Source organism: Streptomyces sp. NPDC093089 (assembly GCF_044754405.1).
In the GTDB taxonomy this organism is placed as follows: Bacteria; Actinomycetota; Actinomycetes; order Streptomycetales; family Streptomycetaceae; genus Streptomyces.
Genome location: NZ_JBIVPA010000009.1, coordinates 338,698 through 358,479 on the forward strand (window position 1 = coordinate 338,698; position 19,782 = coordinate 358,479).

General features: G+C 70.1%; 23 protein-coding genes and 2 pseudogenes. 9 read left to right on the forward strand and 16 right to left on the reverse strand.

What is annotated here, in order from left to right:
• Positions 1 to 22 precede the first annotated feature (22 nt).
• On the forward strand, positions 23 to 1,657 hold the full coding sequence (lnt, locus tag ACIQFX_RS22975; RefSeq protein WP_402466347.1) for an apolipoprotein N-acyltransferase: 1,635 nt from the start codon (positions 23 to 25) through the stop codon (positions 1,655 to 1,657).
• Here the strand turns inward: lnt and ACIQFX_RS22980 are convergent.
• Entirely contained in the window at positions 1,629 to 2,534 is a 906-nt protein-coding gene (locus tag ACIQFX_RS22980; protein WP_402466350.1) for a Gfo/Idh/MocA family protein, read from the reverse strand. The genes lnt and ACIQFX_RS22980 overlap by 29 nt on opposite strands.
• Positions 2,535 to 2,602: 68 nt before the next feature.
• Positions 2,603 to 3,834: pseudogene (locus tag ACIQFX_RS22985) on the reverse strand (FAD-dependent monooxygenase).
• A gap of 102 nt (positions 3,835 to 3,936) precedes the next feature.
• Between ACIQFX_RS22985 and ACIQFX_RS22990 the strand changes: the two are divergent.
• The 3 genes from ACIQFX_RS22990 (at position 3,937) to ACIQFX_RS23000 (ending at position 5,901) form a co-directional block, all read left to right on the forward strand.
• Positions 3,937 to 4,566: a TetR/AcrR family transcriptional regulator gene (locus ACIQFX_RS22990; RefSeq protein WP_402466353.1), complete on the forward strand. Its 630-nt coding sequence runs from the start codon at positions 3,937 to 3,939 to the stop codon at positions 4,564 to 4,566.
• A gap of 89 nt (positions 4,567 to 4,655) precedes the next feature.
• Positions 4,656 to 5,183 (forward strand): DinB family protein, encoded by a 528-nt coding sequence (locus ACIQFX_RS22995; protein WP_402466356.1) that lies wholly within the window; start codon positions 4,656 to 4,658, stop codon positions 5,181 to 5,183.
• A gap of 223 nt (positions 5,184 to 5,406) precedes the next feature.
• Positions 5,407 to 5,901, forward strand: a complete 495-nt coding sequence (locus tag ACIQFX_RS23000; protein ID WP_402466359.1) for a hypothetical protein — start codon at positions 5,407 to 5,409, stop codon at positions 5,899 to 5,901.
• A 13-nt stretch (positions 5,902 to 5,914) separates the two neighbouring features.
• Here the strand turns inward: ACIQFX_RS23000 and ACIQFX_RS23005 are convergent, their stop codons facing one another.
• The 8 genes from ACIQFX_RS23005 to ACIQFX_RS23040 form a co-directional block, all read right to left on the reverse strand.
• Positions 5,915 to 6,388, reverse strand: a complete 474-nt coding sequence (locus ACIQFX_RS23005) for a hypothetical protein (protein WP_402466362.1) — start codon at positions 6,386 to 6,388, stop codon at positions 5,915 to 5,917.
• Positions 6,389 to 6,458: 70 nt separating this feature from the next.
• Positions 6,459 to 7,142 (reverse strand): uracil-DNA glycosylase, encoded by a 684-nt coding sequence (gene ung / locus ACIQFX_RS23010; protein WP_376485561.1) that lies wholly within the window; start codon positions 7,140 to 7,142, stop codon positions 6,459 to 6,461.
• Positions 7,143 to 7,225: 83 nt separating this feature from the next.
• Positions 7,226 to 8,803: an ABC transporter substrate-binding protein gene (locus tag ACIQFX_RS23015; protein ID WP_402466364.1), complete on the reverse strand. Its 1,578-nt coding sequence runs from the start codon at positions 8,801 to 8,803 to the stop codon at positions 7,226 to 7,228.
• Positions 8,804 to 8,952: 149 nt separating this feature from the next.
• On the reverse strand, positions 8,953 to 9,720 hold the full coding sequence (locus tag ACIQFX_RS23020; protein ID WP_402466367.1) for an SDR family oxidoreductase: 768 nt from the start codon (positions 9,718 to 9,720) through the stop codon (positions 8,953 to 8,955).
• Positions 9,721 to 9,752: 32 nt separating this feature from the next.
• Entirely contained in the window at positions 9,753 to 10,514 is a 762-nt protein-coding gene (fabG, locus tag ACIQFX_RS23025) for a 3-oxoacyl-ACP reductase FabG (protein ID WP_141298368.1), read from the reverse strand.
• A 169-nt stretch (positions 10,515 to 10,683) separates the two neighbouring features.
• A complete protein-coding gene (locus ACIQFX_RS23030; RefSeq protein WP_030686313.1) occupies positions 10,684 to 11,067 on the reverse strand; it encodes a DUF3037 domain-containing protein in 384 nt (127 codons plus the stop codon).
• Entirely contained in the window at positions 11,064 to 11,909 is an 846-nt protein-coding gene (locus ACIQFX_RS23035) for a HipA family kinase (RefSeq protein WP_402466371.1), read from the reverse strand. Before ACIQFX_RS23035 ends, ACIQFX_RS23030 begins: the two co-directional genes overlap by 4 nt.
• A 110-nt stretch (positions 11,910 to 12,019) precedes the next feature.
• Complete coding sequence (locus ACIQFX_RS23040) at positions 12,020 to 12,184, reverse strand: integrase (RefSeq protein ID WP_402466553.1); 165 nt, start codon at positions 12,182 to 12,184, stop codon at positions 12,020 to 12,022.
• Positions 12,185 to 12,882: 698 nt separating this feature from the next.
• Between ACIQFX_RS23040 and ACIQFX_RS23045 the strand changes: the two genes are divergently transcribed.
• Entirely contained in the window at positions 12,883 to 13,113 is a 231-nt protein-coding gene (locus ACIQFX_RS23045) for a helix-turn-helix domain-containing protein (protein ID WP_402466374.1), read from the forward strand.
• Positions 13,114 to 13,389: 276 nt separating this feature from the next.
• Positions 13,390 to 14,004, forward strand: a complete 615-nt coding sequence (locus ACIQFX_RS23050) for a hypothetical protein (RefSeq protein WP_402466376.1) — start codon at positions 13,390 to 13,392, stop codon at positions 14,002 to 14,004.
• Between the two features lie 30 nt (positions 14,005 to 14,034).
• Here ACIQFX_RS23050 and ACIQFX_RS23055 read toward each other — a convergent pair whose 3' ends face one another.
• The 4 genes from ACIQFX_RS23055 to ACIQFX_RS23070 are packed head-to-tail and all read right to left on the reverse strand — an operon-like array spanning position 14,035 to position 16,976.
• Entirely contained in the window at positions 14,035 to 15,525 is a 1,491-nt protein-coding gene (locus ACIQFX_RS23055) for a hypothetical protein (protein WP_402466379.1), read from the reverse strand.
• 2 nt (positions 15,526 to 15,527) lie between these two features.
• Positions 15,528 to 15,854 (reverse strand): helix-turn-helix domain-containing protein, encoded by a 327-nt coding sequence (locus ACIQFX_RS23060; RefSeq protein WP_402466382.1) that lies wholly within the window; start codon positions 15,852 to 15,854, stop codon positions 15,528 to 15,530.
• On the reverse strand, positions 15,851 to 16,417 hold the full coding sequence (locus ACIQFX_RS23065) for a tyrosine-type recombinase/integrase (protein ID WP_402466385.1): 567 nt from the start codon (positions 16,415 to 16,417) through the stop codon (positions 15,851 to 15,853). Before ACIQFX_RS23065 ends, ACIQFX_RS23060 begins: the two co-directional genes overlap by 4 nt.
• Positions 16,380 to 16,976, reverse strand: coding sequence for a phage integrase N-terminal SAM-like domain-containing protein (locus tag ACIQFX_RS23070; protein WP_402466388.1), 597 nt, complete (start codon positions 16,974 to 16,976; stop codon positions 16,380 to 16,382). Before ACIQFX_RS23070 ends, ACIQFX_RS23065 begins: the two co-directional genes overlap by 38 nt.
• 226 nt (positions 16,977 to 17,202) lie before the next feature.
• Here ACIQFX_RS23070 and ACIQFX_RS23075 point away from each other — a divergent pair.
• The 3 genes and pseudogenes from ACIQFX_RS23075 to ACIQFX_RS23085 form a co-directional block, all read left to right on the forward strand.
• Positions 17,203 to 17,436: pseudogene (locus ACIQFX_RS23075) on the forward strand (winged helix-turn-helix domain-containing protein); the annotation flags it as partial.
• Entirely contained in the window at positions 17,433 to 17,963 is a 531-nt protein-coding gene (locus ACIQFX_RS23080; RefSeq protein ID WP_402466390.1) for a transposase, read from the forward strand. The pseudogene ACIQFX_RS23075 and the gene ACIQFX_RS23080, both read left to right, overlap by 4 nt.
• 739 nt (positions 17,964 to 18,702) lie before the next feature.
• Positions 18,703 to 19,182, forward strand: coding sequence for a hypothetical protein (locus ACIQFX_RS23085; RefSeq protein ID WP_402466393.1), 480 nt, complete (start codon positions 18,703 to 18,705; stop codon positions 19,180 to 19,182).
• Positions 19,183 to 19,203: 21 nt separating this feature from the next.
• Here ACIQFX_RS23085 and ACIQFX_RS23090 read toward each other — a convergent pair whose 3' ends face one another.
• Together ACIQFX_RS23090 and ACIQFX_RS23095 are read right to left on the reverse strand one after the other, a co-directional pair.
• Positions 19,204 to 19,494 carry a sulfotransferase gene (locus ACIQFX_RS23090; RefSeq protein ID WP_402466395.1) on the reverse strand — a complete coding sequence of 97 codons (291 nt, stop codon included), beginning with the start codon at positions 19,492 to 19,494 and terminating at the stop codon, positions 19,204 to 19,206.
• A 5-nt stretch (positions 19,495 to 19,499) separates the two neighbouring features.
• Positions 19,500 to 19,781 carry a sulfotransferase gene (locus ACIQFX_RS23095; RefSeq protein ID WP_402466397.1) on the reverse strand — a complete coding sequence of 94 codons (282 nt, stop codon included), beginning with the start codon at positions 19,779 to 19,781 and terminating at the stop codon, positions 19,500 to 19,502.
• Position 19,782: the final 1 nt, after the last annotated feature.

Here is a 19,782-nt window from a genome sequence, read left to right on the forward strand (position 1 = left end):
AGGAAGCGACGGGAGGCACGTCATGTGTGGTCCGTTCGGGAGCCACCGCGGAGGCCGGGGCGCGGGCCGGGCCGGGGGCGCGGGCCAGGCCGCGGGCCGCGACCGAGGAGGTGCCGAGGGCCTCGGCAGCGGCCCGAGCGCGCGCCGCGCCGCGGGCCGTTCCGTACTCGCCGTCGGCTGCGGCGCCCTGCCCGCGCTCGCCTTCCCCGCTCCCGGACTCTGGTGGTGGGCGTACCTGGCGCTCGTGCCGTGGCTGCTGCTGATCCGTACGGCACCGGGGGCCCGCCGCGCCGGTCTCGACGGCTGGTTCGGCGGCATCGGCTTCGTGCTGGCCCTGCACCACTGGCTGCTGCCGAGCCTGCACGTGTTCCTCCTGCCGGTCGCCGCACTGCTCGGCCTGCTGTGGCTGCCCTGGGGGTGGCTCGTACGGGCGCTGCTCAGCAACACCCCGTCGGCGCTCCGGGCGGCCGTGGCGCTGCTCGCGGTGCCTTCGGGCTGGCTGCTGGTCGAGCTGGTCCGGTCCTGGGAGGGTCTCGGCGGACCGTGGGGGCTCCTCGGCGCGAGCCAGTGGCAGGTCCCGGCGGCGCTGCGGCTCGCCTCGGTCGGCGGGGTGTGGCTGGTGAGCCTCCTGGTGGTGGCCGTGAACACGGCGGTGGTCCTCCTGGTGGCGGTGCCTGGACCGCGTTCCGTCGGGGTCGCGGGGCTCGCGGCCTGCGCGCTGGTGGCGGGGACGGCGTTCTGGGGCGTGCCGGTCCCGCGCGAGACCGGGACGGTACGGGTCGCCCTCGTGCAGCCGGGGGTGTTCGGCGGATCCGACGGGCCCGAGCTGCGGCTCGCGCGGGCCGAGGTGCTCACCCGTTCCCTCGCGGGGCAGCCGCTCGACCTGGTCGTGTGGGGCGAGAGCGGAGTGGGCGCCGATCCGACGGGCGACCCGGTGCTCGCGGCCCGGCTCACCGCTCTGTCGCGCGCGGTGGACGCGCCGCTCCTGGTGAACGTGGACGCCCGGGGTGCCGACCGTCCCGGCATCCACAAGAGCGCCGTCCTGGTCGGCCCGGCGGGGCTCACCGGCGACCGCTACGACAAGATGCGGCTCGTCCCCTTCGGCGAATACCTCCCCGCACGCGGTCTCCTCGGCTGGGTGACGTCCGTCGGCCGCGCCGCCGACGAGGACCGGCGGCGAGGGACCGAGCCGGTGGTGATGTCCCTGCCGGCCCGGGCCGCGGGCGCCGCCCGGCTCCGGGTCGGACCGCTGGTCTGCTTCGAGTCGGCCTTCCCGGACATGAGCCGCCGACTGGCCCGCGACGGCGCCGACCTCCTGGCCGTGCAGTCGGCGACCAGTACTTTCCAGGACAGCTGGGCGCCTGCCCAGCACGCCTCGCTCGCGGCCCTGCGGGCGGCCGAGACGGGCCGGCCCGTCGTCCACGCGACGCTCACCGGGATCAGTGCCGCGTACGGTCCCGACGGGCGCCGGATCGGCTCGGCGCTCGGCACCGAGGCGAGTGCCGTCGTCGTGCGCGAACTGCCGCTGTCGGGGACGACGACGGCCTATGTCCGCTGGGGCGACTGGCCCTTGTACGGTGCGCTCGCGGTGGTCGGTGCGGTGTCCGCCGCCGGGGTCTCCTGCGTGTTCAGGACGCCTGGGCCAGGGCCTCGGTGACGACGCGCTCGCACAGTTCGTGGGTGAGGAGGGCGTCGCGGGCGCTGAGGAGCCGCCCTTCGCGCACGGCGTCGAGGAAGGCGAGGACGGCCTGCTCGATGCCGCGCTGGCGGGCCACGGGGACCCAGTCGCCGCGGCGGCGCACGGTCGGCTGGCCCTTGTGGTCGACGACGTCGGCGATGTTGAGGACCTGGCGCTTGGTGTCCTGGCCGGACACCTCGAGGACCTCCTCGGTGGAGCCGTTCATCCGGTTCATCACGCCGATGGCGGTGAAGCCGTCGCCGGAGAGCTGGAGCACGATGTGGTGGAGGAGCCCCTCGCGGAGGCGGGCGCGCACGTCGACGTGCTCGACCTCGCCCGGGAGGAGGAAGCGCAGGGTGTCGACGACGTGGATGAAGTCGTCGAGGACGAAGGTGCGGGGGTCCTCGGGCAGGCCGATCCGGTTCTTCTGCATGAGGATCAGGTCGCGCGGGTGGTCGAGGCACTGGGCGTAGCTGGGGGCGAGGCGCCGGTTGAAGCCGACGGCGAGGGAGACCGAGCGCTTCTCGGCGAGCTCCACGATCCGCTCGGAGTCGGCGTAGTCGTAGGCGAGGGGCTTGTCGACGTACGTGGGGACGCCCGCCTCCAGGAGCCGGGTGGCGATCTCGGCGTGGGCGGCCGTGGACGCGTGGACGAACGCCGCGTCGAGTCCGGCGGCGAGCAGCGAGTCGAGGTCCGCGTGGCGCCGTTCGGCGGGCAGGTGCAGGGTGTCGGCCACCCGGTCCAGGGTCGCGCGGGTGCGGGTCTGGAGGTGGAGTTCGACCCCGGGGAGCGCGGAGAGGACGGGAAGGTAGGCCTTCTGCGCGATGTCGCCGAGTCCGATGCAGCCAACCTTCACGGGGTCTCCCTTGTCGTCGTGCGTCGTCCGTCGGCCCCGGCCGTGGTCGGAGGGGCCGTTCGCGCTGGTCAGCTTACGCGGCGCCGCATCGCTTGCCCGGTGGGCCCGTTGGCCCCGACGGGCGGGTGCCAGTCGCAGACGCCGTCGAACCCGCGCAGGACGAGTCCGGGGCCGAAGCGGGAGACGGTGCGGACGAGCGCGGCGCGCAGGGCGACGGCGGGGCGGGCGGAGAGCATGGTGACGGCGCCGGTGCGGGCGGCCTTGCGGACGATGGCGGTGGTGCGCGGGAGCCGGTCGGCGGTGTAGGCGGCGAGCGCGCGGGAGGGCAGGAAGTCGGTGCCGGCGCCGGCGTGGTGGGCGAGGACGACGGCGTCCTCGACGGCCTGGTTCCCGCCCTGGCCGAGGCTCGGCATCATCGCGTGGGCGGCGTCGCCGAGGAGGGCCACGCGGCCCCGGTGGAAGGCCGGCAGGGGGTCGGGCAGGTGGTGGACGTCGTGTCGGAGGATCCGGCCGGGGTCCACGCCGGCGAGGATCTCGGGGACGGGGTGGTGCCAGTCCCCGAAGAGGCGCAGGAGTTCGGCCCGTTCGTCGTCGGGTGCGTGGGCGCCCGCCGGGGCGACGGCCATGGCGTACGCGTAGACCCTGCCGTCCTTCAGGGGCTGGCTGCCCCACAGCCGGCCGGCTCCCCAGGTCTCGTGCGGGGCGAAGGCCGGTTCGGGGGCGGAGACGACGACGCGCCAGCTGGTGCTGCCGGAGTAGCGGGGGCCGGGGTGCTCGGGGAAGAGCGCCCGGCGGGTCGCGGAGTGGATGCCGTCGGCTGCCAGGACGAGTTCGGCCGCCAGTTCGCTCCGGCCCTCGGTCCCGCCGCCGGTGACGGTGACGCGGGCGGGGGCGCGGTCGTCTCCTGGATCGGTGACGGTGGCGGTCGCACCGGTGCGGACGGCTCCGTCGGGGAGGGCGGAGGTGAGGATCTCGACGAGGGTGGCGCGGTGCAGGAGGACCAGGGGGCCGCCGAAGCGGTCCGCGGCGGCCGCGGCGTCGGTGCGGGCGAGCCAGCGGCCGTCGGGAGTCCGCATGCCGCCGTCGCCCTGCCAGGCGGCGAGGGTGCGGACGCGGTCGCCGAGGCCGATGACGTCGAGGGCGCGCTGGGCGTTGGGGGCGAGGCCGATGCCGGCGCCGACGGGGCGAGGTCGGCGGCACGTTCGAGGACGGTGACCCGCCAGCCGCGCTGGTGCAGGGCGACGGCGGCGGTGAGTCCGCCGATGCCGGCTCCGACGACGACGGCGCGGTGCTGTTCCATGGCTGCTCCTCGGATCGGGGAACTACAGGTGTAGTGAGTCCGACGGCATGACCGTACTACAGCTGTAGTTCCGCCGGTAAGGGCCGGTAGTAGGTTGTCCCCATGAGTCCAGCCGCCGCCGGCACCCCGGCCCCGGAGCCCACCGCCTCCCGCGCCGAGCGGATCGGCGACGCCGCCCTCGCCCTCCTCGTCGAGCGGGGGATGCGGGGCCTGACCCACCGCGCCGTGGACGAGCGCGCGGGACTGCCGCAGGGCTCGACCTCCAACCATGCGCGAACCCGCCAGGCCCTCCTGGAGACGGCCGTGCGACGCCAGGCCCAGCGGGAGTCGGAGGTCCTCACCCCGCACGAGATGCCGGGCCCGGACGGCGGCGGCGCCGCGCTCGTCGACGCCCTGGCGCTCGCGCTGCACCGCTACCTCACCGACCACCGCTCCCTGCTGGTCTCCCGCTACGAGCTGGCCCTGGAGGCCACCCGCCGCCCCGAACTGCGCAGCTTCTTCGACACGGCGGGCTCGGCCTTCCACACCCCGCTGGTCGCGATGATGGCGGCGGCCGGCTCGCCGGAGCCCGAACGGCACGCGCTGTCGCTGATCGCCTGGTGCGAGGGGCTGATGTTCTCCTGCGCGGCGGGCTCCTTCCACGCCGCCGTGCCGAGCCGGGCGGAACTGCGCACCGGTTTCGACGAGTTGCTCCGGGGCATGCTCACGGACCGGCCCACCGAGGCGGGCTGACGAGGCACGCGCACGACCGGCCTGGAAGCCCCCGGCACCGGCCGGGAAACCCCTGGCACCGTCCGCGATCATGGGGGACGATGCCCGGCATGACCACCGAACGCACCGAAACCGCTCCCCGCGTCGACCCGTCCACCACCTCGGGCGAGCGGGAGGCCCTGGAGCAATGGCTGGACTTCCACCGCGCCACCCTCGCGCAGAAGTGCGAGGGGCTCGACGACTCCCAGCTGCGCACCCCCTCCGCTCCCCCGTCGGACCTCAACCTCCTCGGTCTGGTGCGCCACATGGCCGAGGTCGAGCGCGGCTGGTTCCGCCGGGTCCTGGCCGGCGAGGAGGCGGCCTGGATCTACTCGACCGAGGAGGACCGCGACCGGGACATCCACGCCGCGGACGAGGACACGTACGAGGAGGCCTACGCCACCTGGCAGGGCGAGATCGCCCGGGCCCGCACCCTGGCCGCCGGCCGCGGCCTCGACGACCTCGCCCTCGGCGAGCACCGCACCGGAGAGCCCTTCAACCTCCGCTGGATCTACCTCCACATGATCGAGGAGTACGCCCGCCACAACGGCCACGCGGACCTGATCCGGGAGCGGATCGACGGCGCGACCGGCGACTGACCGGGGGACGCCCGGCCGATCGCGCGGACGCACGGGCAGCCGCACACCAGCGAGGTCCGCGCGCGGCCGGGGGGCCGGTCGCGGCCGGGGGCCGGTCGCAACCGGGCCCGCCGGTCAAGACCGGGCCCGCGAGGTCAAGGCCGGGCCCGTCACGGCACCCGTGCGGGGCATTCCCCACCGGTAGGGGTACGAAGATCGCCACCGGGGCACCAGAGTTGCGCGGGTGCATGGAACCCGAACCACAGCGAAGATCCTGGTCGGGGCGGCGGTGGCCGCCCTGACGGGCTGCGTCTCGGTGGACGCGCCGCCCACGGCGCCGGTCACCGCGCCCGCGGCGGAGACCGTACGCCCCGCCCAGGAGGTGGCACCGCAGATCGTCGAGGGCCCGGCCCTCGACGCGCTCGAAGCGGCGCTCCCCGCTCCCCCTCCGTCCGCCGCGCCCCGCACGGCACCGCCGCCCGACGAGGCCCGGAGGGCGGCGGCTCCACGTCGCTCCGAGACCGCGCACCCCGAGGCCGTACTCCCGCGGCGGGCGCGTCCGCACCTCCCGGCGGCCGGGGCGGACCTGCCGGAGTTGCCGGAGCTGCCGGAGCTGACGGCTCTGCCGGAGGGCCCCCGTGTCTCCCGCGCGGACGTGTGCGCCCTGGGCGAGCGGTACGGGGGCTGGGAGCCGAGGGGCGAGCCGTCCGGGATCTGCCACGGCGCGTACGGCCGGTGAGCCGCCGCTCGCGTCAGTTGCCCCGGAGCCGCAGCTCGAGCCGTGCGATCGCGGCCCGCACCCCGTTCCCGTAGCCGTCGTCGTCCAGGGCCTCCGCGGCCGCGCGGGCCCGGTCCAGATGGACCCGTGCGGCGTCGGGGCGCTGGAGCTTGACGTAGTCGGCGGCGAGGTTGAGGTGGAGCGAGGGGTAGAGCGCCCGCAGCGCGACGGCCGAGCCGTGGGCGGCGAGCCGCTCGCCGACGAGGCCCTCGGCCGCGCTCAGCGCCCGCAGGTCCCAGGCCAGCTCGGTGTCGGGGTCGTCCTGGGCGTCCGCCAGGTAGTGCGCGAGGGTGCACCGGTGGAGCGGGTCCCCGTCCGGGCCGATCTGCTGCCAGAGCAGTCCGAAGCGGTTCCTGGCCTCCTCGCGGTCGCCGCCGTGGAGCAGCATCAGGGCCTGCCCGATCCTGGTCATGACCCCGTCGTCCGACACCTGCTGCTGCTCGGTCACGGCGCTCTCCACCCGCTCATCCACTGGGAGGGACGACGCTAGCCGTCCCCGGCCCGGATCCGGCCGAGGCTCAGCCGAGGTCGGGGATGCGCCAGTCGATCGGCTCGTGTCCCTGGGCCGCGACGGCCGCGTCGATCTGGGTGAAGGGCTGCGATCCGAAGAACTTCTTCGCGGACAGCGGCGAGGGGTGGGCGCCCTTGACGACCACGTGCCGCTCCTCGTCGATGAGCGGCAGCTTCTTCTGCGCGTAGTTGCCCCAGAGGACGAAGACGGCGGGGTCGGGCCGCGAGGCGACGGCGGTGATCACCGCGTCGGTGAACTTCTCCCACCCCTTGCCCTTGTGCGAGTTCGCCTCGCCGGAGCGGACCGTCAGCACGGCGTTGAGCAGGAGGACGCCCTGCTGGGCCCACGGCATCAGATAGCCGTTGTCGGGGATCGGGTGGCCGAGCTCGGCCTGCATCTCCTTGTAGATGTTCCGCAGGGAGGGCGGGGTCTTCACGCCGGGCCGGACCGAGAAGCAGAGCCCGTGCCCCTGGCCCTCGCCGTGGTAGGGGTCCTGGCCGAGGATCAGGACCTTCACCTTGTCGTACGGGGTGGCGTCGAGGGCGGCGAAGACCTCGTCCTTCGGCGGGAAGACCGGCCCTGCGGCGCGCTCCTCCTCGACGAACTCGGTGAGCTGTGCGAAGTACGGCTTCTGCAGCTCGTCGCCGAGAACACCCCGCCAGGAGTCGGGCAGCATGCTGGTGTCGGTCACGGTCAACAACCTCCGGTGGACGTTCCTGTTTCTCCGTCCGAGAACCTACCGGGGGCCACTGACAGTGGCCCCCGGCGGCCTTCCTACCAGCTGGCCCTGCGGTACAGCTCCCAGAGCTGCATGACCGTCTGCGGGTCGAGCGCGCGCTCGCCGCCGCCGATGTCCTCGCCGGCCGCTATGTACAGCTTGCCCTGCCAGAGCGGCAGCAGGCGGACGTCCTGGACCATGATCTCCTGGGCCTCCACGAACTCGTCCGTGACGGTCCCGCGGTCGCTGTCGCGGCGGGACTTCGGGAGGAGCTCGTTGGTGATCCGGGGGCTCACGTACGGGGTGCCGAGGACGTTCTCCTTGCCCACGAACGGGGCGACGAAGTTGTCCGGGTCCGGGAAGTCCGGGAACCAGCCGCGGCCGAAGACCGCGTAGCGGTTCTTCTGGTAGCCCTCCTGGAACTCCTTCCAGGGCTTGCCCTGGATGGTGACCTTGAAGAGGCCGCTCTCCTCGAGCTGCCGCTTGAGCTCGGCGAACTCGGCGGCCGTCGAGGAGCCGTACCGGTCGGTGGTGTACCAGAAGGTCAGCTCGACGGGCTCGGTGATGCCGGCCTCGCGGAGGATCTTCTTGGCCTTGCTCGTGCTGGGCGAGCCGAAGCGGTCGAAGAACTTGGTGGTGTGAGCCGCGATGCCCTTGGGCACCATGGAGTACAGCGGCTCGGCGGTGCCCTGGTAGACCTTGTTCACCAGCTCGTCGCGGTCGACGAGCTGGGCGATCGCCTTGCGGACGGGGAGCTTGGCGACCACGGGGTCCTGGGCGTTGAAGACGAGGTAGCGGATGTCTGCACCGGTGGACTCGACGAGCTGGAGGCCCTTGTTCTCGGGCTTGTCGTCCTGGAGACCGATGACCTCCTCGGCGGTGAGGCCGCGGTAGGTGGCGTCGATCTCGTCCTTCCTGAGGGCGGCGACCATGGCGTCGGAGTCGTCGAAGTACCGGATCGTCGCGCCGCCGTTCTTGCGGTCGGCGAATCCCTTGTAGCTGGGGTTCTTCGTCAGCTCGGCGGACTTCCGCTCCTCGTACGAGTCGAGCACGTACGGGCCGGAGCCGGTGACCTTGCCGTCCTTGCGGAGCTTGTCGGCCGGGTACTCGGCCGGGTCCACGAGCGACATGGCGGGGGTGGCGAGGATGTACGGGAAGGTGGCGTCCGGCTTGTTGAGCCGGAAGACGACGGTGCGGTCACCGACGGTCTCGATCTTGTCGAGCGAGCCGAGCATCCCGTTGGGGCCGCCCTCCTGGTCGATCGTGCGGATGCGCTCGATCGAGTACTGGACGGCCTTGGCGTCCAGCTTGTGACCGTTGGAGAACGTCAGGCCTTCGATCAGCTTGCATTCGAAGACCCGGCTGGAGGTGTCCGAGAACTTGCAGTCGGCGGCGTCCGACTGCGGTGTCGTACTGCCCGTCGGGAAAGCCACCAGGGTTTGGAAGACATTCCGGAAGAGCTCCCAGGAATTGTCCCAGGCGGCGGCCGGATCAAGCGTGGTGGGAGAGCTCGTCGTGCCGATGACGATTCTCTGATCCCCGGCGGAATCACTGTCCGAGAAGACACTGCATCCGGACACCAGGGATATGGACACAAGGGCTGCAGCGGCCTGCAGACTGGTCCGGTTGAACACGTGCACGCTCCTCGTTCAGCCAGGGGTCGGCCGACGATACCGCAGCACCCCGTCAGGTCAATGTCTGAGCCCGACGGGGCACTTGAGGCATTCAACGTATAACCGGGGTCAATCCGGACACTAGATTCCGGAAAGTGTCCGGTTATCGGTCACCCGACCCCGGCGTTCAGGAAAATCCCGCCGTCGACGACCAGGGTCTGGCCGGTGATCCACTCCGCTTGGGGGGAGGTCAGGAAGGCGGCGGCACCCCCGATGTCCGCCGGCTCGCCGAGCCGGCCCAGCGGATAAGCGGCGGCCGCCTCCGCTTCCCGGCCCTCATAGAGGGCCTGCGCGAATTTCGTCTTCACGACGGCCGGGGCAATCGCATTGACCCGCACGAGCGGCGCGTATTCGTGCGCCAATTGCAGGGTCAGGTTGATCATCGCGGCCTTGCTCATTCCGTATGCGCCGATGAAAGGCGAGGCCGATACGCCGGCGATCGAGGCGATGTTCACGATCGCGCCGCCGTGCTCCTTCTGCCAGGCGTGCCAGCTGCGCTGGGCGAAGCCGAGCGCGGAGACCACGTTCGTCTCGAAGACCTTGCGGGCGACCCCGAGGTCCAGATCGGCGATGGGGCCGAAGACCGGGTTCGTGCCGGCGTTGTTGACCAGGAAGTCCAGTCGGCCGAAGCCGTCCATCGCCGCCTCGACGGCGGCGGCCTGGTGGGCCTCGTCGTGGGCCTTGCCGGGCACGCCGATCACCCGGTCGGAGCCGAGCCTCTCGACGGCCTCCTTGAGGGCCTCCTCGCCGCGTCCGGTGATGACGACCCGGTCGCCGCGGGCGACCAGCGCCTCGGCGACGCCGTAGCCGATGCCCCGGCTCGCGCCGGTGACGAGGGCGACCTTGCCGGAGAGCTCCGGCCTCGCGTTCTCGGTCATGTCTGCCTACTCCTCTCGCTGCTGCCGGTACGTCAGTTGAGCGGGCCGCCGGCCACGTACATGACCTGGCCGGAGACGAAGCCGGCGTCGTCGCCCGCGAAGAAGGCGATCGCGTTGGCGACGTCCTCGGGGCGGCCGACCCGCTGCACCGGGATCATCGAGGCGGCGGCGGCCTGGAAGTCCTCGAAGCCCATGCCGACGCGCTCGGCGGTCTGCGCGGTCATCTCCGTGACGATGAAGCCCGGGGCGACGGCGTTGGCGGTGATGCCGAACTTGCCGAGCTCCTTGGCGAGGGTCTTGGTGAGGCCCTGCAGACCGGCCTTGACGGCCGAGTAGTTGGCCTGGCCGCGGTTGCCGAGCGCCGACGAGGAGGAGAGCGACACGATCCGGCCGAAGCCCGCGTCCACCATGTGCTTCTGGCAGGCCTTCGACATCAGGAAGGCACCCTTGAGGTGCACGTTCATGACGAGGTCCCAGTCGGACTCGGACATCTTGAAGAGCAGGTTGTCGCGGAGCACGCCCGCGTTGTTGACGAGGATCGTCGGCGCGCCGAGCTCGGCGGCGATCCGCGCGACGGCGGCCTCCACCTGCGCGCTGTCGGAGACGTCGCAGCCGACCGCGAGGGCGGTGCCGCCGGCGGCGGTGATCTTCTCGACGGTGTCCTTGCAGGCCGCCTCGTCGAGGTCGAGTACGGCGACGGCGCGGCCCTCGGCCGCGAGGCGGAGCGCGGTGGCGGCCCCGATGCCCCGTGCGGCACCCGTGACGACGGCTACGCGCTGCTCGGTGGTGGACATGCTTGGTTCTCCTCGCCCTTGGATCGTCCCTGGTCGCGGCCGAACCGGTCGTGCGCCCTTGCGTCCCGCACATGAGCGACCGCTTAGTATCGTCCGCAGAACGAGACGCTAGAAGCCCTGGCACCCGGTGTCAACGGCCCACCGGGTGCACCAGGTCACTCCCTCCGTGCTACCGCACGAGCAGGTCGAGCAGACGTTCCACCTCGGCCTCGGGATCGGCCGTGAGCCCCGTGTGCACCGGGCCCGGCTGCACCACGGTGGAGCGCGGGGCGATCAGCCAGCGGAAACGGCGGCCCGCGTCGTCGCGCGCCGCCTGGCCCGCCGCATCGCCGCCCAGGCAGACCCCCTCGACCGCGCGCAGCGCCGCCCGGACGCCGGTCACGTCGGCCGCCGGGTCGAGCACCGTCAGCTTGGCCTCGTCCAGATGGGTGCGGGCTGCCACGAAGGACCGGGCGCGGCAGTAGACGACCACGCCCGCGTTGAAGCACTCGCCGCGCTCGACCCGCGGCACCACGCGCAGCAGCGCGTACTCGAAGACATCGCGGTCGGTCACGTGGTGCTGTCCTTCTCGGTGGAGTGCGGCCGGGGCGCGAGACGCTCGGCGAGCCAGCCGGGCGGCTGCTGGGGCCGGCTCTCGGTGCGGGGGCCGAGCGTGATCCGCTCGTGGATGGTGGCGGCGCGCGGCAGGAGCGCGTCGACGTACGCCGCCCGCACCTCGTCCGCACTCGCGAAGCCGGGCTCGTCGACCAGCCACTCGTCGGGCACGTCGGCGGCGACCTCTTCGAGGAGGTCCCGGGTGACGAGCGGCGCGAGCTCGGCCGCCGCGGCCGCCACGTCGGGCGAGAACGGCGCGAGCGCGTGGTCCGACGCGTCGTACGGCTTCGCGGCCGACGCCTGGGCGCCCGGCCAGTTGTGGTGCCAGATCATCGTGGCCCCGTGGTCGATCAGCCACAGCTCCCCGTGCCACACCAGCATGTTCGGGTTGCGCCACGACCGGTCCACGTTGTTGATCACCGCGTCGAACCAGACGACCCGGCCCGCTTCCCGCGGATCCACCTCGTACGCCAGCGGGTCGAACCCCAGCGACCCCGGCAGGAAGTCCATGCCCAGGTTCAGCCCGCCGCTCGCCTTCAGCAGCTCCTGCACCTCCTGGTCCGGCTCCGAGAGCCCGATCACCGGATCCAGCTGGATCGCGACGAGCTCCGGCACCCGCAGGCCCAGCCTGCGCGCCAGCTGCCCGCAGACGACCTCGGCGACCAGGGTCTTGCGCCCCTGGCCCGCGCCGGTGAACTTCATGACGTACGTGCCGAGATCGTCGGCCTCGACGATCCCGGGGAGCGAACCACCCTCACGCAAAGGCGTGACGTAGCGGGTCGCTACGACCTCTTCCAACACGTTCCCAGGCCACCCATCTCTTCAACCTTGCAATCCACGGAAGACTTCTCCGGAGCGTAGAGGCCGGGAACACGAGTCAACAGCGCTGGGGAGAATCTGGGGAGTTTCGGCTAGCAAGCTGATCCCCCGCGCTCCCCAAGCAGACCGTCGATGGTGCCGCGCCCCTTGCTGACGGCCTCCGGCATGAAGTGAGCATAGTAACCGAGAGTGATCGCAGGCGAGGAGTGTCCGAGCCACCGAGCCAGGGTGACGACGGACTCTCCGGCTTCCAACATGATCGAGGCGTAGGTGTGCCGAAGCACATGGAAGCCGTCCTTCGGGGCCGCCGCCCACTGCCAGGCTTTCGCCCCCCTCGGCGCGCGGCGGGATGACGCCCGCCTTGGCCAAGGCGGGCTTCCAGGTGTAGGTGTTCCATGTGTTCACCGCGACAGCATTGCCGAAGCGCGTGGTGAGCAGCAGGGAGAACTTCTTCCTCTCCCCCTCCGGCTTCCCCCACGGCAGCTCCACTTCTATCGGCGGGAACGCTTCGATGTGACGCTTGAGTTCCTCGGCTACCGAAGGGGGCAGATCCACCGTGCGGATCTTCTTCCCCTTCGGCAAGGCGAAGTACAGCCTTCCGTGAATCGCCTGTACTTGGCGCCGAATGTGCAGCAGGCCGCGCCCATAGTCGATGTCCTCGGGACTGAGCCCGAAGACCTCCCCCTGGCGGAGTCCGCACCCCAGGCCGACTACGACGGCGATCCTGTTCCGCTCGCTGATGGCGTCGCGGACGCGCAGTGGCGTGTCCATCGGCCACGCGTCGCGCCGCTCCCGTGGCGGCTTGGGCCACCGCACGGATTTCGCGTGCATAGGGTTGCGTGCGAGGCGCTTGTCGTCGACGGCCGCTTCCAGGATGGAGGAAAGCTCGGACAGGATGCCGCGCTGGTAGTCGACTGACGAGGCAGAGAGGTTCGCCCGGGGCGAGGCGAGCTCGGTGATCGCCAAGGACCTGCGGGTCAGCGTCCGCTCCGTGCAGCGATGGCGGCAGATGTGGGACGAGGGCGGCCCGCGGGCTCTGCGGTCACAGGGGCCGGCATCGCTGCCGAGGCTGAGCGAGAGGCAGTTCGCCCAGCTGGAGGCGGAGCTGGCCAAGGGGCCGGCCGCGCACGGCTGGGAGGATCAACGCTGGACGCTGTTGGTAATGACGACTATTCGTGAGGGGTGAGTAGAGACCTCCGTGAAGCGCCGGGGACCGACCCGTTCCGGCACGACCGTTGTCTCGTAGCCTGTCGACGTGACTCGCCATACACCGCCGCGACCAGTCGACGTTGAGCAGCTGTTTCCTGAGGTGGCACCACTCCGGAAGGAGACCGTGCGGCTTCACCCGAGTGTGGGTGAGCCGACGTGCGGAGACAGCTCGGTGGGAGGCCCGCTGCTGTGGCCAGCCGATGAGAGCTGGCCGCTGTGCCCTGAGCACGAGGGCTCGCCGATGGTGCCGGTCGTGCAGATCTACCGCACCAGCGTTCCTGGCATCGTCCCGTTTCCCGAAGGGTGCGATCTACTTCAAGTTCTGTGGTGCCCGCGGAAGCACAGCGGCCACCGCTGGGTCGTTCCGCATGTCCAATGGCGAGCGGCGGGCTCGGTCGGGAAGGTGCTGGAGACTCCGCCGAGCCCGGCTGAGCTGTGCGAGAACTACGTCCCGCGCCCGTGTGTGGTGCATCCCGAGCTGGTGACGGAGTACCCCTATTGGGATCTTCATGACGGCCTGTGGGACGAGTTGGAGTTCCGATTCCTAGACCTGGATCAGGAGACAGGCTGGGACTATCAGAGCCACCTCTCCACCGCGCCCGGGACGAAACTGGTTGGATACCCCGGCTGGAGCCAGGACCCAGAGTGGCCAGAATGTGCCGAATGCGGTAGTCGAATGGAACACCTGCTGACAGTGGAGAGCACGGAAGCCGACGCCGTATCCCGGCGCGCCTGGACCCCGATCGAAGAGGGGCACGCGCCCTCCGAGGGACCGGGCCTGGTGCTGGGTGATCTGGGCGGTGTGTATCTGTTCGAGTGTCACACTTGCCCTGGGCGTCCGTTCACCCACCGCTACGACTGCCCGTAATGATCGAGGGCCTCCCTGGCTGCCTACAGGTCACACATCGCCGGGGCCCGCAGGCCTGCGCAGGGATGCATAGGTCAAGTAGTCCGTTCCGGCACGTTCGGCGTAGCGCATTGCAGTCTTGGGGCTGATACCAAGAGCATCAGCAAGGACGGACGGCGGGGCCTGGCGGACCATCTGCATCCAAGCCCTTGAGCGCGTGGCCATGGCAGGGATGCCGCTCTCGCGGAGGATCGTCGCGACGGAGTAGACGTGCATCGGCCGGCCGGGCATCCGGCCGGGAAACGCCAAGGGGGAGTCCGGATTCGCCGCCGTGGTGAGGCCAGGACGCGTCGCGAGATGGAAGCGGATCACTGCGGCGGCAGGCTCCGGGACATCTGTCCAGTCCTTGCCGAGTTTGACCTGTAAGCCTTCCTGGCTTTCACGGAACTCGTCCATTCGTATAGTGACGATCTTGGAGACGGGTTGTCCGAACAGGACGAGCATGATGCCGATGGCCCTGTGGGCGGTGGGCAAGGTCTCGTGGAGAAGCAGGGCGCGAAGTGCTTCGACGTAGTTCTTCTCGCTGGCCAGCGGACCGTTGCCGTGTGGCTGCCAGGGGACTGCGATCTTGCGGACCAGCCGCTGTTTGATGGCCCAGTACAGGAAGTTGTTGGCGTGACCGCGGGTGCTGGTGCCGCCGCCGAACCAACCGTCGACATCATGCTGGGTGCATTCGTGGAGCTGTCGCCCCCGATCCGCCAGCCATTGGAGGAACTGGATGGCGAGGGTCGTGTGCTGCTTGGCGCGCAGGAACGAGTTCGCGGTCACGGGCCCTTGGCGGGAGTTGTCCCGCAGACGTCGCATGACGTGCCAGCGTGTATAGCGTTCGATGAGTTTGCGCTGTTCAGCATCGGTGATGCCGTCGAGTTTTGGTGCGAGCCAGCGGCCGTAGGCGACGAGATGTTCGTCGCGCCAGGGCAGGCACCCATGAGTGACGAGAAGGCCGCGTAGGTATTCGACTGTCCCGGACCGGGGCAGGGAGTCGAGAGCCTCGTGGCTGAGAGCGATGTCGCCGCTGGCAAGTCCCCGCAGGAGATCAGGCACGCGTCGGTTCATGTGGATCCATGCCCACCCGCTGTTCGGCCGTGGCATCCCGACGATGGCCTGCGCGAGTGGTTGAAGACCCTCGGGTATTGCCCCGCCGGGGCCGGCGAGGAGCTTGTCGATCCTGTCCGAGAGCAGACAACGCCAGCAGACGTTGTTGTCGTTGGCCAGGTTCTCCTCTCCACATCGCTTGCATTCGACTTCGATCGGCACATCGCAACACCGGACGCAGACATGACGGCCTTGCGGATCGAGGCCGGGCAGGATGCCGGTGTGGTCGCATGCGGCGCAGGTGCCCTGGCGGTTGCGGGCGGCACGGACGCAGTAGTAGCAGACGGTGCCCTCGGGCCACTGCTGGCTGGCGGGGTAGCAGAAGCCGCAGCGGACGCAGGCCGGCCAACGGCTCGGGTCAGATGTGTACTTGCGCGGTGCGGGCACTCTCAGTCCTCAATGATGCGGGCGCGTTCGGGCCGGAAGTCAGAGTTGATCTCGATGACGGCGGCCTCGCCGGCTGTGCGTTTGCGGCGGTCGGCCTCGACGTAGGGCTCGATGAGGTCGGCCGGGGAGCAGTCGAGGATGTCGCAGAGCGCGGCAAGGACCGGTAGGGACAGGCGCTCGGGCCGGTCGGTGACCAGCCGGTAGACCTGCGCGGTGGAGAGGTTGACGCCTCGTTCGCGCAGCAGCGGGATGAGCTTGGTGGTTTTCCAGATGTTGTGTGCGGCCATAATTCGCCGCAGGTGCCAGTGGTAGCCCAGCCGCCTGATCATCCGAGTCCTTCTCCAGTCGCGGCGCTGATCGCGCGGCTGATGGCGCCGTCCAGGACGTTGCGCAACGTACGGGTCCGGAAGTCCGATGACACCGATGTGTAGAGCGCGGTGGTGGAGGCGTAGGAGTGGCCGACCTGCTGTTGGACGAACAGGGGGTCGTATCCGGCCTCGATCAGGTGCGTCACGTACGAGTGGCGCAGGCAGTGCAGGGTCAGCTCCTGCGGCAGCCCGAGCGCGTCGCGGTAGGAGGCGAATCGGTCGCCCAGTGCACCCATGTCCAGGCGTGGTGATCGTTCGCTCGGCCAGAGTGCACCGCTGCCGGCGGCGGTTTCGAACAGGGCACGGTAGCCGCCGACCCACTGCTCAAGGACTTTGACCGACCACGGGAAGACCGTGAGAACGCTGCGTCGCTTGGGTGCTGAACCCTTCGATGCCTTGCCCCAACGGACGTAGATGACGCCGAGGTCACCGAACTCGGGAGCGTGCGGGTTGTGGCCCAGGTCCGCCAGGTCCAGTTTGATCACTTCACGGCGACGCAGTCCCCACGCGTAGGTGGCCTTCATCGCGGTCGCGTCCCGCATCGCTGGCAACCAGCCCTTGCGGCCCGACGTGCGAGCAGCGGCGACCTGGTCGTCGGCGTAGTCGAAGAACTGCTGGAGCTCCGCCTTGGGTCAGGGCTCGCCGCCCCGGACGGCCTTCATACTCGGACACGTGCACAGCGGTGTTCCACTCGAAGAACACCTGCGACGGATGGGTGCCAAAGAGCCGCTCGCTGACGGCCGTCCATTCGTAGCGGGGGTCGGAGACGTATTCCAGAAACAACCGGACGTGGCCGTGGTAGCCGCGGATGGTGGAGTGGGACCGTTCCCGACCGTCGCACCTGAGATGGGAGGTGTACTCCTCCACGTCGGCGGGACGCCAAGTCCACGGCCGCTCGTTGGTGAAGCGCTGGAACCGCTGGACTGCCGACAGGCGGTCCTCGATCGTTCCCTTGCTCAGATTTCGGGCCAGCTGCTGGTCCCTCCACCCTGAGAGCATGCCCTCGAAGACCTGAGACTCAGGATGCAGCAGCGGTGCACCACCCATGATGAACAGTGCCGGTGCCGCCCCGGCACGTTCCATGAAGAACCGCCCACACCAACCCCCAACACGCCGCGAGTAGGGCGAATGAATCGTTCATTAGGTGAGAACGACCGAGGTCCTGGCAGGTCACGCGAGGTCCTGCGGCGCAGTTCAAGGGGCTCCTGGACGGCTCGCCCGAGTGGCGAGCGGACGGATCCTGCCTGCTCCGGCGGCTCCTATCACAGAGGGGCGAGTTCTCGCGCCTGATGCAATTCATGTCCCTTTCGCGCGGATCAAGACGGTGATCGGCCGGCGCTTCCATCTGACCTACACCATCCAGGGCGTGCGGAAACTGCTGGTGCGCAACGGCTGGTCCTGCCAGGTCCCGGCTCGACGGGCGATCGAGCGGGATGACGACGCGGTGGCCGGGTGGGTCAAGGAGGTGTGGCCCTGCGCGGAAGACTCGCGGCGGCCTGTGGAGCCTGGCTCGTCTTCGAGGACGAAGCCGGATTCTCCATGACGCCGCCGCAGGCCAAGACCTGGTCCCAGCGCGGCCGGACCCCGGTGGTCCGGGTGCGGGGTCGTTCCCGCAGACGGGTGTCCATCGCCGCGCTGACCTGCTACAAACCCGGCCACAGGTCCCGGCTGATCTACCGTCCTCGCCGGGACGACGGCCAACGCGACGGACGCAAGAGCTTTTCCTGGCGTGACTACCGGGATCTGCTGATCGCCGCACACCGGCAGCTCGGCGGCCCGATCGTCCTCGTCTGGGACAACCTCAACGTCCACAAGGCCGCCGACCTGCGGAAGTTCGCCGAGGCCCGGGACTGGCTGACCATCTACTACCTGCCGCCCTACGCACCCGACCTCAACCCCGTCGAAGGAATCTGGTCACTGCTGCGGCGCGGCTGGCTTTCCAACGTCGCCTTCAGCACCCCCGAACACCTCGTCCAGCGCATCCGACGCGGCCTACGGCACATCCAGTACCGCAGCGACCTCATAGACGGCTGCCTCGCCGAGACCGGCCTGACCATCCGGCCCACCTGAACAACGGCACGACATCACGAGTTCAACCTCAGTAACGTCCACTCAGAGAGCGTGGAGTTCGATGTCCCCCGGTTCGTGATCCCTCAACGTGGTATTGATCGCCGTAGCGGCCGCGTGCGGGACATGGCGATGCTGGGATGCGGGGCCATGGAGAGAAGGCCGTACCCTGCGGCGGCCACGGGAACCGGGCGAGCAGCGCCAACAGGGGTGCGCGTATGGGGCGACGTACCCGGGCGCCACGTGCAGCCTGCGTAACAGGGGCATCGAATCCCAGCCGGTGAGAGTCTGATCACGCATGGAGGTGTCGTCCGATTGCGCCGTTTCGAGCGCGCTCACCCCGTTCCGTGCGCCGAGGACGCTCTGGTCCTACTCCCTTGTGCGCCGGTCCGAACGGGCTATGTACGGGCTCCATGGCCGGTGGCATGTTCGTCCGCACCTCGAATGAAATAAGTGGAGCTCATGAAGCCCGGCCGCAGCCACCGAACCGCCCGCCTCCCGCGTCGAATTCCGTACCGCTCTGGACGGCCGTCGGCGTCAGGTGCAAGGCCAAGGCGCACCGGGGGTGAGGGGAGGGAACCGCGGACGTCTCCGGTACGCACGGTGAGCTCTGGCAGAGAGAGTGCTGGTCAAGGCTGGCTGTGGCCTAACAGAATCAAAGTTTCAGGAAGGGGGCTTCTCAATGAAGCCGAACTCTGTCATCCGCCTGCTGGGGGCCTTGGCGCTCGCGGCAGGAACGCTCATGACCGGCTCACAGGCGCAGGCCGCACCGGGGGACATTCTCTGCACCGCACCAAGCAGCGATTCCTCGACGTACTCGCCGCCGCTCAGCCTCACCCCGGCCAGTACCACCGTGACCATCACCCGGGACCTGAACACCTGCACCTCGCTGAGCGTGCCGGCCATCAACTCAGCACCGGTGACGGTGCATCAGGTCACCATCCCGTCCTACTCCTGCCTCACCCTGCTCAACACCGCCGCCACCACCCTCAGCTTCACCTGGAACAACGGTGCGACGTCCGTCGTGACCGGCACCCGGACCGTGAACCTCGCCGCCGCCACGATCACCACCACTGTCACGGGCACAGTCACATCAGGGCTGTTCGCCGGCGACTCGGTCGTCTACCAGCTCGTCGGCCCCTCCACTGACGTCCTGGCCTGCACGCTCGGACTCGGGACCGTCTCGCGGATCGACAGCGTGGCCACCCTCACCATCAACTGACTCCCGCTGAGGGACTTCGGGTCATGTGCGGACACACAACCGCCAGAAGTCGGGCAGCTGGCTGACATGGGGATAGTCATCCAGCGGCTCTGCGGCCCCGAGGAACTGGGTTAGCGGGCCCCAGCCGTCAGCGGGATCGAACGACAGCAAGCGGTCCGCAGGTACTGCGGCGACGACCTCAGCGACGTGACGCCGGTACACCGCAGGGACGCATCCCTTGTCGTCCGCCCGGCCGCCGAAGACTCGTTCGCCGACGATTCGTCGTACCAGCGGGTCCCGCGCAGGCGTACCTGCGATGCCAGAGACAGCCATTGCGCTCAGGGTGCCATCCGAAGGGATTTCGTGCCCATTGCGACCGAGATGGTCGGGGCGAAGCTGGCGTACCAGGCTTCCGGTTCACGACCAGTCAGAACCACCTTGGCGACAGGGCAAAAAATCCGCGAGCTCTCGCCCGGGCGCTTCGGTGGGCCAGTCGACCGCAGCCTTAAACCCGGCGTAGACGCTCTCCCACCGAGGTGGCCTGCCTGCCTCCACGTCGACGAGGATCTGCTGCCACTGCGCCTCCCGGGCTGGTTCGTCGCGCAGGGTCCCCCGGACACC